The sequence below is a fragment of the Algoriphagus sp. genome (assembly GCF_024642405.1).
Taxonomy (GTDB): Bacteria; Bacteroidota; Bacteroidia; order Cytophagales; family Cyclobacteriaceae; genus Algoriphagus.
Window position 1 is genome coordinate 1 of record NZ_JAHEBC010000066.1, and the last position, 16,132, is coordinate 16,132.

The window sequence follows — 16,132 nt, forward strand, 5'->3', positions numbered from 1 at the left end:
ACAGGTATTGGGTGAGAGTTATAGTGCTTGAGCTTTTTGCATAAATTCGTCAACTAGCTCCATTTCGGGATAATCTTCGCTCAGTTCACTTAAAAATTGTAAAGCTGTTACTTTATCTCCTTTAAAGACATAATAAATACCTTTATTTCTAAGTGCATATGGATTGTTAGGATCCATTTTTAAACTTTGATTGATTAGTTCTAATCCGTCTTCTAATTTTCCCAAATACATTAAGTAAAGACCTTTGTTATTATAGAAATAAGCTTGACCCTTATTTAATGATATTGCTTTTTCAACTGCTGTTAAGGCTTCTGTATATGATTCGGCATCAAAATAAATCATAGACCTTAAATTGTGTAAATTTGGCTCTGAAGGATTGATCAATTCAGCTTTTTCTAAGATTTGTAATGCAATCCCAGGCTTCTTGAGATAGTAGAGTAGTGTTGCCTGATTTACTAAAAGATCTGAATTTTGTGGATCAAGATTTACTGCTTTTTCAAAAAAACTGAGGGCTTCCGAATAATTTTTTAATTTTTCCTCAACCAATCCTGATAAAAAAAATGATTTCCAAGATTGATCATCCAAGCTGATAAGTTTCTCTGCATCTTCTCTTGATTTATAAAATTCTCCATTATCCAGAAAAGCTAAACCTCTTTGAAAATAACTTTCAAAATCATTTGGTCTAACATTGATAGCATCATCTAAAGAATGAATCGCCTGGTCCAATTGATTGATCTTCAATTGAGCCATAGCCTTATTATAGTAAGCATCAAAATAGGAGCTATCCAACTTAATTGCTTCTTCATAAAAGGAAATGGCTGATCTTGGATCGTTTTCTTCCATTTTTTCATTCCCTTTCAAAAGAAATCTCCCCTTTTTATCTTCTATAGAATCGCAGGAAATTATGGATATAAAGGTTAGAAAAGTAAATATTCTAATCGCTTTCAGGTTCTTTCTTTTCAGTTTTATCATGTGCTTGTTCTTCTCCCAGTAATAAGGCAAAAGGACTTGTTTGGTCACTTAATTCGAATATTTCTCTCAGAATTGCCAAGGTAGGAATAATCAAAACCATTCCAGCAACCCCCCAAATCGATCCGCCGACTAGTAAACCAAGAAATGTTATAAAAGGATTTAAATTGACATTGCCACCAACAATTTTTGGTGTCAAAAAATTTCCTTCTATGAGTTGGATGATTTGGTATGAAGCTAAAACTGCCAATGGATAGAAAAGACTGTCTTTAGTCAAAAAAGCATAAACCATAGGCATTAAGGCGCCTATAAATGGTCCAACATAGGGGATTATATTTAGGAAAGCTGCAATTAATCCGAAGAATATCGCATGCTTGATTCCAAGTGCTGAAAAGGCTATTACATTTAGAACAGCAAGTATCCCCATTACCTTTACAACACCAATAATATAATTTTGAAGAAGTTTCCTAAGACTTGTAATCCGCATTCTCACCAATTGAGGATCTTTATCTCTATAAATTCGAATCATCACTTCTGTTAAATGATCCCTGTATAAAAGAAAGAAAAACATAAAAACGGGAATCAGGACTGATCCCGAGAGAGAACCTACTGTTCTAAGTGCAAAACCTGTGATGTTAGCTCCATGCTCCTGTAAAAAGGTTTTGACATAGTCATCACTGGCTTTTTCTTCCAGATTTTCGTTAATTCCAAAATTTTCGTAGGTCCAATCATCAACTTGCTTTGCATAAGAGGTTAATTTCCCGGAAACGTTATCAAAATCCTGAGTGAAATTTGATACAGTAGAAATTATAAATGCCAAAAGTCCTACCACTAATGCAATATTTAATAGTAATGATATAATGGAAGATAAAGTCCTAGGAACTTTGTGCTTTTCCAACCAATTACTAAAAGGAGTGAATAAAACAGCAAAAAAACCTCCCATGAATAGTGGTACTAACAAACTTTTTCCCACTATGAGGAAAAACACCAAAACTATAATGAAAATCAAAACTGAAAGAGCTTTGAGATAGGAGGGGAGCGAGAAGTTTTTGTTGACCATATAATTCCAGTTTGTTCTAGAAGATTTGAATATATAGAAGATTTTTTGAATTACTTACTTTAGCTAACCTTGTGATTCGACAAGACCTGCTCTTTTAAGAAGGGCATCTTGCTTTGGGTCTCTTCCTCTAAATCTTTTATAAAGAATAGTAGGATGTTCACTTCCTCCAGCAGACAATATATTTTTTTGAAAAGAACTTGCTGTTTCCTTATCGAATACTCCTTTTTCCAAAAAAAGCTCAAATGCATCTGCGTCCAAGACTTCTGCCCATTTATAGCTGTAATACCCCGCAGAATAACCGCCTTGGAAAATATGCGAAAATGACGTTGACATCAAAGTCCCCGGAACGTTTGGTAGTAAGTCGGTTCCTTTCATAGTTTCTCTTTCAAAACTCGGAATATCATTGATTTCAGAAGCTTTATGACTATGGAATGCGATATCTAAGAGTCCAAAACTTATTTGTCGCAAGGTCTGATAACCCTGTAAAAAGTTTGCGGCTTTTTTTAGCTTTACTATTAGATCGGCAGGTATTTTTTCACCTGTTTCATAATGATCAGCAAAAAAATCAAGGCATTCCTTTTCGTAGCACCAATTTTCAAAAATCTGTGATGGGAGCTCTACGAAATCCCAATAAACGCTTGTGCCTGATAAAGATTCATAAGTAGTATTAGCTAGCATACCATGCAGCGCATGTCCAAATTCATGGAATAGAGTAGTGACTTCATTAAAAGTTAAAAGGCTAGGTTTGGTCTTCGTAGGTTTGGTGAAGTTGCAAACAATTGAAACATGAGGGCGATTATTTATTCCATTTTGTATGGATTGACCTTTATAGCTTGTCATCCAGGCTCCATTTCTTTTGCCTGGCCTTGGGAAATAATCAGCGTAAAAAACAGCAACATGCTTCCCATTCTCGTCCTTTACTTCGTAGGCTAAAACATCTGGATGATAAACCGGGATTTCTGAATTTTTCACAAATTCTAGTCCAAATAACTTGTTAGCTGTTTTGAAAACGCCTGAAATTACTTTTTCCAATTGGAAATAAGGCCTTAATAATTCATCATCTATAGCATATTTTTCTTTCTTCAATAATTCAGAATAATAAGCAAAATCCCATTTTTTTATTTCGGTAATCCCATCAATTTTTTTTGCAAAATAGGATAACTCTTCCAAATCTTTTTTAGCCTTGGGTCTAGCTTTCTCTAAAAGAGACTCTAAAAATTTGGTTACTTCTTTTGGGCTTTTTGCCATACGCTCTTCAAGGATAAATTCCGAGTGATTTTGATATCCTAAAAGTTGCGCTCTCTTTTCTCGTAACTTAAGAATGTCTTTTATGATCTGTTGATTATCGAGTTCATCACCTTTTGCACATTTTGTGTTATATGCAATGTAGAGTTGCTTTCTTAGTTCCCGATTTTTAGCATAAGTAAGGGCAGGAATATAACTTGGATAATTCAAGGTAAAAGCCCATTTCCCAGGTTGTCCTTTTTCTTCTGCGATTTGGGCTGCGGCTTCTTTAATTCCTTCTGGAAGCCCCTCAATGGCACTTTCTTCTGATTCATAATGGATAAATTTATTAGTCTCTTCTAATACATTTTCTCCAAATTTTAAACTCAACTGCGCCAATTCCTGATCTATTTCTCTTAAATCATCTCCTTTTTCCGCATCAAGTTTTGCTCCATTTCTAACAAAGGATTTATAGGTTTTTTCCAGTAATGTTTTCTGTTCAGGAGATAGAGAAAGCTTTTCTTTTTTTTCAAAGACAGCTTCAACCTTTTGAAATAAAATGGGATCCAAAAGTATATCATTGGAATGTTTTGTGAGGAGAGGAGATATTTCTCTCGCTAATTTTTGTAATTCAGGACTGGTTTCAGCTGAATTAAGATTAAAAAAAATGGAACTAATTATGCTAAGTTTATTGCCTGATCGGTCAAGAGCCTCTAAAGTGTTTTCAAAAGTTGGATTCTTCTCGTATTTAATAGCTTCGATTTCAATTTTTGCATCTTCGATTGCAGTTTTTATTGCCGGAAGATAATCTTCTGTTTTAATAGTTGGGAAAGGTGCGGTATCAAATGGACTGGCGAATTTTGCCAATAATGGGTTGTGCATATAATTAGAGACTAATAGTTGTGTTCAAATCGGAAGATTCATTGACTTTTTATAGAAAATCAAAATCCGGATCTTCTTAATTCAACCTTAAATTTACCATTTTGATCTGTAAAGTATAGGGATTTCTGCTTCCTTTGAAGAGTTTTTTGGATGGTCTCCTTTCTTTTGGTTTAGAATCTCACTTATAGAATTCGAAACTCTTTATAATCCGTATTTTGAATAAATGGCGTTAGTAGGTAATAAATGATTTTTGTATCTATTAAATCTTAACGATCCTAGACTATTTCATAAAAAAAGCAGTACTTTTTTAGTACTGCTTTGACTATAATGCTCATTTTAATAATCAAAATCACATGTCATTGAATCTGATCCAATTGGTGAGCCATCAGGAGCTTTTAGGGTTTCTTGAACCGTCAATTCCATAGGTAACTCTAGGAATGCATTGATTTTTGCAGCTAGGTATTGAGAGTGCTGAGACAATAATGAATTTGAGGATCTTGAAATCAGACTACTGTTTCCATTTGCTAATTGATCTAACCTTGCTCTTGTAATTGCTCTTACTGTGTTTGACGCATCAGCATTTTTTGATAGGTTGATAAGGTGATCGACCAACTTTGTTTCTGTCATCAATTTGATTTCTGTTTGAAGTCCTGAAGGAAGATTTCCTGAAAATACCTGTTCACTAAGTTTGTCTAAAACTGATTGATAGCTTGGTAAGCTATTGTTTTGTAGGTTTTGTAGATACAACCTATTCATTCTTGTTTCATTTAGAAGAAAAGATAAAGTTAAATCTACAACCGTTTCAGCCGGTGCTATAGGATCAAAAATAGGTCCCGTTCTTGAAACAAATGTTTCTCGGGTTCTTCCAAATCCATAAGGTCTTGGGGGAATTAATGCAAGGATATGACTTGGAACTTCTAGTTGTGCAGGTGAAATAGTTAGAAGCAAAGCATTCAAAGCCTCCATTTGATCATTTGCGGGTACCCAATTATGGTTTGGCTGATTATCGCCTTTAACCTTATATGAATAATCCATTCCGCCTACAAGTTTTGTTGTTGCTTCAACCTGATATCTATGCATTAAATAAAGAGGTACTAGTACTTCTTCCAGCATAGCTTCTGGAGTACCAGAAGGAATTGCATTCAACCCAAATGATTCTAGCTTATTTGCTCTTAAGTCAAGCATTCTTTTCAATTCAACTGAGGCTGAAGCTCCGTTATCCCATAAATGAGAGCGAGGGTGTGCCCCATTTGGATCTCTTGAGTCAGAATCTGTGATAAATTCATAGCCTGCTTCATAAGTATCTTTAAGAGTTTTTTCTAGGTAATCGGATTCTGTCATCCCTACAGGAACAGTTCCATAACCATATTTAATGGCCCATTTGTCCCACTCTCCAATTTTTTGGTCATAAGCCAAGGAAAGATCCAATTCACCATTGCTATCTTGAGTAATCACAGGATAAGGATAGTCCATTACCGAAGATCTACTTTCAGCTGATGTGGCATAACTATGAGCCAATCCAATCGTATGGCCTATTTCATGAGCAGATAATTGTCTTAACCTATCTAAAGCTAATTTCAGCATTTTTGGATCAGGTTCTGTTCCGTTTTCATAAGGTTGAATTAAACCTTGCGCAATAAGATAATCCTGTCTAACTCGAAGGGATCCGAGAGAGACATGTCCTTTGAGAATTTCGCCAGTCCTTGGGTCTCTAACACTGCTTCCATAGGACCATCCTCTAGTCGATCTATGTACCCATTGAACCACATTATAACGTACATCCATCAAGTCCATTCCTTCAGGAGCTAATTCTACCCTAAACGCATCCTTAAAACCAGCAGCTTCAAATGCCTGATTCCAGTAATTTCCCCCTTCAATCAAAGCAGAGGCAACTGGTTCTGGCGTACCTCTATCTAAATAATAAATGATAGGCTCAACAGCTTCAGAAACTGCCGCATTCGGGTTTTTCTTTTCTAACCTATGTCTGGAAATAAACCGCTTTACAATTGGCTCTGTGATAGGCGTGGTAAAGTCCATGTAACTGATTGAATTAAATCCTCCTCTTGGATCAAATTCGCGTTTTTGGTAATTCAAATCAGGAAGCTCAATAAAGGAATGTCTTTGTCTTACTGTAACAGCGTCTGATCCAGGAGTTACGGACCGAAGTTCTCTGCCTGTGATTTGACCTGTTAATGTAATGACTGCTTCAACTTCAGTGTTTTGAGGAAAGTTTTTAGTGGTGGGGTAGTATAAGCTGGATCTACTTGCATCTGTTCTAAATGTACCTTGTCGGCTTCTTGAGAGTCTGCTTCCAACCCCATGAGTGTCCTCCATGTAGAATTTAGTTGCTTCAACAATATACTTTCCTTCGCTCGCCTGGGCTATTTCAAAACCCCATAGAGTTGATTCAGCAAAAGCGTCTCTAATAGATTTTACCTCTGCTGGATTATTAGAATATGCTCTGTAATCGTAATTTTTTTGGACCAAAAAGATTTTATCTCCAGTTTTTCTGAATTCAACAATTCTTGTGTCTCCTAATTGACCTCTGTCAAGACCCAGGTCATTGGAACCCACACCGGCAGTCAATGAGCTTACATAAAGAAATTCCTTTTCTAGGTCTTCAATTTCTAAATAGATTTTTCCTTTTCCCTCATCTAAATAGAAATCTATGAAGCCTTCCATTTTTGTGAATTTGCTCAAATCTAAATTTTGTGCAAAAACTGATGAGAAGCTGATAAGCAAAATGAAACATGTGTAAAGTGCTTTTTTCATGGTTTAGTGGTTTGTTGACAAATTATCAAAAAAACAGCCTTAAAATTGTACCATTAATGGAAAATTATCGATGTAGTAAATATCTAAGCAAAAAGGTACTTTCAGATAGATGAGATGACTCAATTGTTTGGAGTCCGGATCCGATTTCTTTCCGATCGGAATAGGATGTTCTTGCGAACCTAAAATAGGCTGTCAATTGGGAGTTAAATTTGTATTGTCCCAATAAATAATACCTAAATCCTTTCCCAGAAAAAGCTGGAACTGAAAACGCCCAAAGCACATTATTTTCAAAGGTATATTGGCGATTATCGTAATTGTCAGTGTCGAATAAAGCTGCTCTTGCTGTAATTCTCCATTGATTTTGCCCGTATTGAATGTCCTGAAGCATCATAAATCCATTAGATTTTTCTGAATTGAAATTGACTCTACTGGATAATATTCGTGATCTTAAAAATACATTATCGCTCAAATGATATTCCAAGCTCATCATTACATTAGTTTTTTTGATAGGTAAGACTTGATAGGGAAGGCTTGGTTCGCCTGTATCAGATACGTTTCGTTCTTTTTCTTCAGTTCGGACTTGTAGAAAAGCGAGTAATTTTTTGTTTGGGAAATAACTTAACCTCCCAAGCCATTCATATCCTTGGGATGGTGCATATACACGATATCTAAGCCATGGAAATTTGAAAAAATCATAGTAGGCATTCAGCTTCCACTTATTTACCGGTTTTATCTGAATTCCCAAATACGCTCCTTTTTCGTTTATAGGTCTAGTTCCTTCAGAAAAAGCATTTGCATAAAAACTATGAAAGTCTTTTGTATAATTCCTCCAAACAAATGAGATATCCACTTCTTTACTAAGACTACTAATGAATCCTAGGACAGTTCCTTTTCCTCCAGATTGTGAAATTCCAGACTCACCAAATAGGAAAAAGTTTTTCCAATTGTGATTAAAATAAATACTTCCAACCCAATTACTGCTTCCGGAAAAATCAAATTGATTGTAAACAGTAGGTGTTTTTATCCAAGGTTTGTCGAATTTTGTGAAAAGTAGATTTCCTCCTATCTGAGTTTTTTTATTGAGGGAAAATTGGAGATTACTTCCCAAATTGGACTCTTTGAATTGAGATTTAGTGGAAATTTCACTCGGTGTTCTATGAAGGCCGCTTTGACCCAAAGAGGAAATTGTTTCAATTTCATTTTCTAAAGAGTCTGAAGAAATAATCGATCTTCCATCTCTTGGTGCCATCGAAAAGATTATACTGCTTTGCCAATTACCTGTTTGATAAGTAGCCCCAACTCCTCTAAAGAAGCCAAACTCCATGGCAGCCGTGTATGGAAGAATTCCTACACTACTTCTCCTGACAGTTGGTACTGTTTCTGACCCTTTTCCTATAGAATATCCTGCCCCGAATACTAAACCCTGGCCAAATTGAACTTGGAAATCTCCAAGGCTGATCACTTTCCATTTGCCAATTTGATATTTAGTAAAATGAAATGAAAAAAAATTAAATCCATACCTCTTTGTTTTTCCGTCCCAAATGAATTGTTCTCCCGAATCTTTATCAAGAGTAATTCCCAGACTGAAATCTCTGGAATGCTGAATTCTAAAACGGAGATATAAATCATTTGGATCGCCTAGATAACGACTAGAGAGCTCACCTGGTCTAATGGTGTCTGCAGGAGTAAATCCTTTTCTGGTTTCCCAAATTCGACGATGTCGAAACAGAAGATATCCCTGGTCTTCTTCAATAATTCTTCTAACCAGACTTTTTGGATATTGAGTAATAGACCCTCCCAAAGTAATAAATGGTAAAATTTGATTAATAGTTACCAAATCAAGTTTTGGGATGGCTTGGAGTTCATAGAGGGATAGAAATGGGCCGAATTTGTCCCGATATTCTAAAAGAGAAGATATTTGATCCGGTGCTAATAGGTAACTCGCTAGAAGAACTTCGGAATTTGCCAGATTTATATTGATGGGATTTGTATACAATTGAAAAAGGACTTCATAAATGGATTCATAATCTAAATCTTCATCTTGCACAGGGAATAGTCTCTCTATTAGGTTTTCCAGATCAACTTGAGGTTGCGGAGGGGTTTGCGCATATAGTTTTTGAACCAAAAAGGTAAAAAAGAAAATAAATATAAATTTCAATTTTCTTAATTCCATTTATATCCAAAACTAACTTGATGTGTGTTTCCAAGTGCATTGTTTTGACCTAAGCCATAATCTATATGGAATTTTCCGGGGTTGAGACCAATCCCAAAATTGACTTTTGAAGGATCGCTATTGATCCCAGTTCTAAGAAATACCCAATCAAGAATTCCATACTCTAAACCTATTTTTACATTTGGTTTGAACAAAATATCTTTTTCAACTTCTACATGAAATTGTAAACTGGTAGTGGGGAAATACGAAATACCCATTGAAATAATTGTGGGAAGCCGATCTTCAGAGTATCTGCTAATTTTAGAGCTATTTAAATTTAAAAAATTTGCCCCCATCTGGATTTTTGGACCTAAATCTGCAACTCCTCCGAGACTCAAAACAAGTGAATTACCTGTTCCGTAATCCTGAATAGAAGTTTGAAACCAATCTGCTTTAAAACCGAAGCTTGCAATTCCTAATTTTTGGGAATAACCCAGTCCAAATATTTGTTGATTGAAAAGATTGCCACCAAATCTGGATAGGTTTAATCCGAATGAACCTAGCTCAGTTTTCAAAGCCATCGCTAGGTCAAAAGTACTTAGCTCTTTAAGTCCATATCTACGGTCGACCCCAACAACAATATGAGAATCTTTAATGCGGTCAAGCGCTCCAATGTTGTTAAAAACAGTCCATGCATCTGGGAGATTTACTTTTAGGTTTCCCATACTTTGACTTCTCGCCCCATGGGCTTGAGTTAATGGGTCTGTTTGAGATTTGGAGCTAAAGCAAATCACAAAAGCGAAGCATAAAAAAGTCAACCGCTTCATATCTAGAAAAACATAAATGAACTATTAATTTAAATAAAATTCATTTATTTAGACATGAGAACTAATATTTTTTTTAATTAAAAAGGTGTTTTGAAATTGAAGAAGAAATTACCTTCTCTCATATTATTTAAAGAATATTCAAATCTTAAGACGGAATCATAAAATCCTATCATATCAATTCCAAGTCCATAACCCACTAAATATTTATTTGCTAATCTAGCATTGGCTGGAATTTCATTTCTATCCTTTACAAATCCATGGTCAAAATTTGCACTTAGATAAAATCTTATAGGAATAGTATTGAATTGATCTAATGGAACAGTGCTGGAGATGTCAAAATCTCGATCAAAAAACTTCCATCTAAAACTGTTTTTATGGACATAAAGCTGCTGTCCTTCAATTACATTCAATTCATATCCACGGATGAAATTTGGACTATAGCCAATCCCTCGGACTAGTGTATAGGGTTGGTCTTCACTCAAAAACCAGTTTGCTGTTAATCCTGTATTGAAATGGAATTTATCACTTAGTTTAAAATACTTATTTGCAGTCAAGTTTACCTCTACTTCATCTAACTCGTCTGTATAAAATATTCCATATTTAGTAGCTGATAATACCAATAATTCACCATCGGTGGCATAAGCGACATTATCCCTCCTGTCATGGCGAAAAGAATATGTCATATAAAGATATCTCAGGGTATTTGATCCATGTTGAAAATAATTCGGGTTTTCATCTAAAATTAGCGGGCTTACCCAAGTATGATTAAACCCTAGCGTCACAAAATGGAAATTGTAAAAGCTTCGCCTATAAGTATATCTTAGGGCTGCTGCAACATTTTTTCTTAGAATATCCTCTTCGGGAGAGGTGTAAAATACCTGTCTATTTTCTTCAGAGCGAACTGCAAGTGTTTTATTATTGAAAAACGTGAATTGTGCAGCTAGTCCATGTTTTTGCTTTTTGTCTATGTATGGCTTGCTATATTGAATGTCAAGTGCTTTTGTGAATCCAAGCTGTCCCGAAAACCTCAGTTTTTCATTTCTGCCTGCTACATTACTGTGGCTCAGGCGAAGTCCATAATTGACTCTTGAAAAGTCTCGACCTTGATTTGTCCACCATTCTGCAAAATTTCTATCTGCTAGCTTGAAAATTAGAGACGGCAGGATATACCATCGCTCTTTGACAGTAATTACAACTTCTACTTCATCTTCACCAGTGATAAGAGGTGTGATTTCTACTTCAGTAAATAAGCGAAGATTGTAGATTTTTTTTTGGTCGGCCTGAATTATTTCTATGAAAGTCTCCCAATCGTAGTAAAAATCAGTAGTAAAGTCAAGTTCGCGTAAAATGATGCTCTTCTTTGTTTTTTCGTTTCCGATTATAAAAATATTATTCACCTTCACTTTTTCAGGCGTGCTCGTGTTTGCAGGACTGAAAGAAGTGTCTATTTGTCCATAGGATTTCGTTAACCCAATGCCAAAGCTGACGGTTAAAGTAAATATTAGGATGGAAAGTATATTTTTGATTTTAATAGACAAGAGGGAATTCTGATTGAGTAATTTTGGTTAGATTGAGTAATTCAACAGAGCTTTAGATGACACTTAGAATTCTAATTCGAAAGATAGCCATATTTCCCGTTTTGGTGTATCAATACACTATTTCTCCTCTTTTTCCAGCAAGCTGTCGCTACACTCCCACCTGTAGTCAATATACCAAAGAAGCTATTTTGAAACACGGTGTTTTTAAAGGGGGATGGCTTGGTATTAAGAGAATTTTGAGTTGTAATCCATGGGGTGGTCATGGTCATGATCCAGTTCCCTGAATTTCTGGTTTCAATCCATTTTTTAAAGCACGTATCACTAGAATTATTCCTGCAATGACTAATGGGATACTTAATATTTGCCCCATATTTAAAGCCATAGTTTCTTCAAAGTCTACCTGAACAACTTTAAAATATTCCCAAACAAACCGCATTCCGAAAACTGAAATCAAAAACAGACCCAATAAAATACCTTCAGGTAGTCTTGATTTGTATTTGTTCCAGATCCCCAAAAGAATCAAGAAAATGATGAAATAGGAAACAGATTCGTATATCTGGGTAGGGTGTTTGGTTCTTCCAAAAGTTTTTACAGTTGCTAAATAATAGTCGCCTTTATCGGTAATAGTTAAATCTAAAGGTGGTTCTACTGGTTCTGCTAAATATTCTTTTGAGGAACTGAACTGTGTCAAAGCATATTTAATATCTCGTCTCAAGGTAGATTCTAAATCAGCTAATGAATAACCTCCTTTGGCTATTTCTATATCAAAATTAACGGGCACAATTCCGTTGTTTAATAGTTCAGATGCTCGGTCTTCTGGTTTGTAGGCATTTATTGACTCAATAGGAACTCTTAAAGTCTGTAAGATTTCATCGGTATCCAAAGCATATACAAACCCGTAATCAGTACCTGTATCTTTTCCACCTATTTCTGAATTCATCAAATTCCCAAATCGGATGAGCGCACCAGTCATAGCTGTCACGATTACGATTCTATCAACAACCCATAAGTAACTTTGTCCTGGTGTTCTTTTTGAGTAAAGCCATAAAGCAAAAAGAATAGCTATTGCAGCACCATGGCTGGCCAATCCGCCTTCCCAAACTTTCAGAATTTCGATCGGGTTACTAAGGTATTTTTCAGGTTCATAAAAGAGAACATGTCCAAGCCTCGCCCCAATAATGGTCGCTAATACCATATAAATGGTAAGTTTATCAACCAACATTTCATTATGGCCTTCCTTTTTGAAGAAATAAACCATGAATTGTTGAGAAATTATAAATCCCAAGGCAAATAATAAGCTGTACCATCTAAGTCGTTCAAACCCAGCAAAAACAGCAGGATTCGGATCCCATACGATATAATTCAGCATTGATTCAATCATATTACAGTTGATCTAATTGTTCAAGTTCTTCTCTATATCCTCCAGACAAAATCGGGAATCTATACCATGTTTTTGGGTCTACATTAAATTCATCCAAATGAAAAGAAGGGGCAAGACGCTCTCTTTTCCATTGATTTCTGGACCAAAGACTGAAGAATTTTTTAATGTATTCTTTCAGAATTGAAGATTCAATATCCAATTCATCAAGTAAAATCAAATAAGTGTCAATTGGTGACCTTCGATCTCGTATTGCTAATTTTTCAATTTCTACAATCACTGAATAAGGCATTAAGTCTTTTTCATCAGTTTGAGTTCTTTCTAAAGGTCTCAATTCTGCACTTGGTTGTAATGAATTTACTAGCCGTAGGCCTGGTTGATTCAAATTTTCCTGAGCCCAAGATAGCCATTGCAAAATGAAATACTTATCAACTGCAGCAATAGGAGAGATGCTTCCGCTGGTATCTCCATCCATGGTAGTATAACCTACGTCCCCTTCGCTTCGATTTGAGGTAGAAAGTAATAATGAATTATTAATATTAGCTAGCATCCAGATAATGGGTGATCTGCTTCTTGCCTGAATGTTTTGAAGGGTTATATCATCTTTTTCCCAGGTAAGCTTTCTACCGATTGCTTTTTCAATTTTTTCAGAATAAGACTTAATTTCCTCATCAATTTTCCAATGATAAAATTTAGCACCAATACTTAAAGCGAGCGATTGGGCACTTTTGAAAGTATCATCTGAAGAATTCTCAGTTCCTTGGTATGCAGTAGTTAGTAACTCTCCTACTAAGAATTTTTCAACATTATCGATTTCCGTTGAAGGAAGTTGAATATTCAGTTTTCTACAAAAAAGAAGAATTCCTAGTTCTTGAATTCCTCTTTTCACCATTTCCGAAACTAAAATTGCTATGGTGGATGAATCGGCTCCTCCACTCAACGAGAGAACAAATCCACGACTTTTACTTTTTCGCAAATAATCAAACAAACCTAATGAGGAAGCTTGAACAAACTCTTCTTCCTTAGGCTGAATATCTGCGACATTTTGAATTTTATCTTCCAGATAAAAACTATTCACCTGAAAATCCTGAAAGGAAAGTAACTGATTTCTAGATATGATTTTACCGGATTTCCCAAGCATTATTTCCCCATCAAAAATCATTCTACCAGATTCATTTCCCAGTAAATTTGCATAGCAATAAAAGCAGTCAAATTGCTTACTGCTGAAGGATATTAACTCTATTCGCTCTTTTGTTTTTCCCATTGCAAAATGACTTGCACTAGGATTGAAAATCAAATCAACTTTCCTTTCACATAATCTATATCCAGGTCGAATAGATCCTCTCCAAGCATCTTCACAAATCTCGAATCCGTAATGGACGTCTTTATGATAAAAAGTAAGATCGCCTAATGGGTAATTTTTACCTTCGAACTCAATTTGGATGATTTCATTTGCTTTCCAAGGAGTAAACCATCTGAATTCATAATGAACTCCGTCAATAGCCATGTATTGCTTCGCAACAAAGCCCTTGAGTTTGGCATTCTCTATTAAGGCTACTGTGTTATATACTTTATCCTGAATCCTCAGGGGTAAACCCACAGCAACGGTAATTCCTTCGCATTCAGGAATTAATTTAGAAAGTTGATGCAGTGCCTTTTGCGGAAACCAGTAACTTAAAAATAAATCTTCGCTGCCATAGCCTGTGATTGCTAGCTCGGGAAAACAAAGGATTTCTGCTTTTTCTGATTTTGCCTCTTTGATTGCACGAATGATTCTATCAAGATTTCCACTCCAATCTAAGGGGGTTTGGTTGACTGTAGCGGCTGCAATTTTTATTGGAGATTTCATTGAATTGAAATGAACGTAAAAGTACGCCTCTAGTTAGTAATATTCAGTTGGTCACAGGCATTTTTAGATGCTTCTTGTTCTGCTTTCTTCTTGGTACTGCCTTTCCCTTGTGAAGCTTCTTCGCCATCTATTTCCAATGCCACAATAAATTCTTTGAATCTTTGATTGCCATGTACATGCAGAACTTTGTATTCAATTGATTTATTTTCCTTTTGGGACCATTCAATAATTTTGCTCTTATAATTAGTGACAGTGGCGATCATTCCTTCTAGATCAAAATGGAGTAAAATCCTTTTGAGAATAAAATTCTTGGTGAAATTATAACCTTTGTCCAAATAAATTGCCCCTAAAAAAGCTTCAAGAATATCTCCGTACAAAGATTTATTGCCAATAAACGAACGATCTCCAATTTCTAGATTCAGTACTTTTTTTAACCCAATTTTTATCCCGGTAGAATTGAGAGATTCTCGATTTACCAATTTAGAACGAGTTTCTGTTAAGAACCCCTCATCTCGATAAGGATATTTCTTAAACAGATATTCTGCCACAACAGCACCCAAAATTGCATCCCCTAAATATTCTAGTCTTTCATTCGAAATTTTGAAACCTTTTTGAGTTTCTTCTGCTAAACTGGAAGGGGTTAGGGCTAATTTGTATAGTGTAATGTTAAAAGGCCTGCTACCCATCATCATCTTAATGTTGGCAGCAAGCCTTTTATCTTTTTTGTTAAAGAAGAGAGTATTGATTCCGAGTCTTTGAAAAATTTTCAAGTTCGGTTTAATTATATTTTTTGAATATGACGGAACAATTATGACCACCAAATCCAAACGTGTTGCTTAATGCGTAGTTTAATTCTCTCTTTTGGGCTTTATTGAAAGTCAAATTCAATTTAGGATCAAAATTTTCATCATCCGTGAAATGATTGATAGTAGGAGGGACCAGTCCGTTTCTTATAGCAAGAATACATGCGATAGCTTCAACAGCTCCAGCCGCTCCAAGCAAATGACCTGTCATTGATTTCGTACTACTTATATTTAGATTATAAGCGTGATCTCCAAAAACTTTCCCAATAGCTTTTGTTTCTCCCACATCACCAAGTGGTGTGGAAGTACCGTGTACATTGATATAATCAATGGCTTCTGGTTTTAAACCTGCATCTTCAAGTGCCAAATTCATAACTGTACTTGCCCCCAATCCTTCCGGGTGAGGAGCAGTAATATGATAAGCATCTGCAGACATCCCTCCACCAACAAGTTCTGCATAAATTTTAGCACCTCTTGCTTTGGCATGCTCATATTCTTCCAGAATTAATGCACCAGCTCCTTCGCCAAGGACAAAACCATCTCTGTCTTTGTCAAACGGACGCGAAGCTGTTTCAGGAGATTCATTTCTTTGGGATAATGCTTTCATTGCATTGAAACCACCTATTCCTGCCTCAGTAACTGCAGCTTCAGAACCTCCGCTGATAAAGATATCAGCTT

Annotated in this window: 12 protein-coding genes; 1 reads left to right on the forward strand and 11 read right to left on the reverse strand. The window is 35.7% G+C overall.

Annotated elements, in window-relative coordinates; all coding sequences use genetic code 11:
* Window positions 1-18: 18 nt before the first annotated feature.
* The 7 genes from Q0L68_RS07310 to Q0L68_RS07340 all read right to left on the reverse strand — a co-directional run bounded on the left by Q0L68_RS07310 (window position 19) and on the right by Q0L68_RS07340 (window position 11,424).
* The gene (locus Q0L68_RS07310; RefSeq protein ID WP_296701255.1) at window positions 19-972 is read right to left on the reverse strand and encodes a tetratricopeptide repeat protein; all 954 of its coding nucleotides are present in this window, start codon (window positions 970-972) and stop codon (window positions 19-21) included.
* Window positions 935-2,029, reverse strand: a complete 1,095-nt coding sequence (locus Q0L68_RS07315; protein WP_296701257.1) for an AI-2E family transporter — start codon at window positions 2,027-2,029, stop codon at window positions 935-937. Before Q0L68_RS07315 ends, Q0L68_RS07310 begins: the two co-directional genes overlap by 38 nt.
* A gap of 63 nt (window positions 2,030-2,092) precedes the next feature.
* The gene (locus Q0L68_RS07320; protein WP_296701259.1) at window positions 2,093-4,135 is read right to left on the reverse strand and encodes a M3 family metallopeptidase; all 2,043 of its coding nucleotides are present in this window, start codon (window positions 4,133-4,135) and stop codon (window positions 2,093-2,095) included.
* 336 nt (window positions 4,136-4,471) lie between these two features.
* Window positions 4,472-6,907 (reverse strand): zinc-dependent metalloprotease, encoded by a 2,436-nt coding sequence (locus tag Q0L68_RS07325; RefSeq protein ID WP_296701262.1) that lies wholly within the window; start codon window positions 6,905-6,907, stop codon window positions 4,472-4,474.
* A gap of 64 nt (window positions 6,908-6,971) precedes the next feature.
* The gene (locus Q0L68_RS07330) at window positions 6,972-9,080 is read right to left on the reverse strand and encodes a helix-hairpin-helix domain-containing protein (protein WP_296701264.1); all 2,109 of its coding nucleotides are present in this window, start codon (window positions 9,078-9,080) and stop codon (window positions 6,972-6,974) included.
* Window positions 9,071-9,886 (reverse strand): hypothetical protein, encoded by an 816-nt coding sequence (locus tag Q0L68_RS07335; RefSeq protein WP_296701266.1) that lies wholly within the window; start codon window positions 9,884-9,886, stop codon window positions 9,071-9,073. Before Q0L68_RS07335 ends, Q0L68_RS07330 begins: the two co-directional genes overlap by 10 nt.
* 77 nt (window positions 9,887-9,963) lie before the next feature.
* Window positions 9,964-11,424: a POTRA domain-containing protein gene (locus Q0L68_RS07340; protein ID WP_296701268.1), complete on the reverse strand. Its 1,461-nt coding sequence runs from the start codon at window positions 11,422-11,424 to the stop codon at window positions 9,964-9,966.
* Between the two features lie 56 nt (window positions 11,425-11,480).
* Here Q0L68_RS07340 and yidD point away from each other — a divergent pair, with 56 nt between their 5' ends.
* Window positions 11,481-11,708 carry a membrane protein insertion efficiency factor YidD gene (gene yidD / locus Q0L68_RS07345; RefSeq protein WP_296701269.1) on the forward strand — a complete coding sequence of 76 codons (228 nt, stop codon included), beginning with the start codon at window positions 11,481-11,483 and terminating at the stop codon, window positions 11,706-11,708.
* On the opposite strand, the gene Q0L68_RS07350 is transcribed toward yidD, so the two are convergent.
* The 4 genes from Q0L68_RS07350 to Q0L68_RS07365 all read right to left on the reverse strand — a co-directional run.
* A complete protein-coding gene (locus Q0L68_RS07350; protein ID WP_296701271.1) occupies window positions 11,690-12,805 on the reverse strand; it encodes a prolipoprotein diacylglyceryl transferase in 1,116 nt (371 codons plus the stop codon). The two genes, yidD and Q0L68_RS07350, sit on opposite strands and share 19 nt — an antisense overlap.
* 1 nt (window position 12,806) lies before the next feature.
* Window positions 12,807-14,651 (reverse strand): NAD(+) synthase, encoded by a 1,845-nt coding sequence (nadE, locus tag Q0L68_RS07355; RefSeq protein WP_296701272.1) that lies wholly within the window; start codon window positions 14,649-14,651, stop codon window positions 12,807-12,809.
* Between the two features lie 29 nt (window positions 14,652-14,680).
* Complete coding sequence (gene rnc, locus Q0L68_RS07360) at window positions 14,681-15,421, reverse strand: ribonuclease III (RefSeq protein ID WP_296701274.1); 741 nt, start codon at window positions 15,419-15,421, stop codon at window positions 14,681-14,683.
* Between the two features lie 7 nt (window positions 15,422-15,428).
* A partial coding sequence (locus tag Q0L68_RS07365; RefSeq protein ID WP_296701276.1) for a beta-ketoacyl synthase N-terminal-like domain-containing protein occupies window positions 15,429-16,132 on the reverse strand: 704 nt, incomplete at its 5' end.

Bases quoted from the DNA above. Each gene is read 5' to 3' on its own strand.
- yidD (WP_296701269.1), top strand. From the start codon at position 11,481: ATGACACTTAGAATTCTAATTCGAAAGATAGCCATATTTCCCGTTTTG.
- Q0L68_RS07320 (WP_296701259.1), bottom strand. From the start codon at position 4,135: ATGCACAACCCATTATTGGCAAAATTCGCCAGTCCATTTGATACCGCA.
- Q0L68_RS07335 (WP_296701266.1), bottom strand. From the start codon at position 9,886: ATGAAGCGGTTGACTTTTTTATGCTTCGCTTTTGTGATTTGCTTTAGC.
- Q0L68_RS07325 (WP_296701262.1), bottom strand. From the start codon at position 6,907: ATGAAAAAAGCACTTTACACATGTTTCATTTTGCTTATCAGCTTCTCA.
- Q0L68_RS07315 (WP_296701257.1), bottom strand. From the start codon at position 2,029: ATGGTCAACAAAAACTTCTCGCTCCCCTCCTATCTCAAAGCTCTTTCA.
- Q0L68_RS07310 (WP_296701255.1), bottom strand. From the start codon at position 972: ATGATAAAACTGAAAAGAAAGAACCTGAAAGCGATTAGAATATTTACT.
- Q0L68_RS07330 (WP_296701264.1), bottom strand. From the start codon at position 9,080: ATGGAATTAAGAAAATTGAAATTTATATTTATTTTCTTTTTTACCTTT.
- Q0L68_RS07350 (WP_296701271.1), bottom strand. From the start codon at position 12,805: ATGATTGAATCAATGCTGAATTATATCGTATGGGATCCGAATCCTGCT.
- nadE (WP_296701272.1), bottom strand. From the start codon at position 14,651: ATGAAATCTCCAATAAAAATTGCAGCCGCTACAGTCAACCAAACCCCC.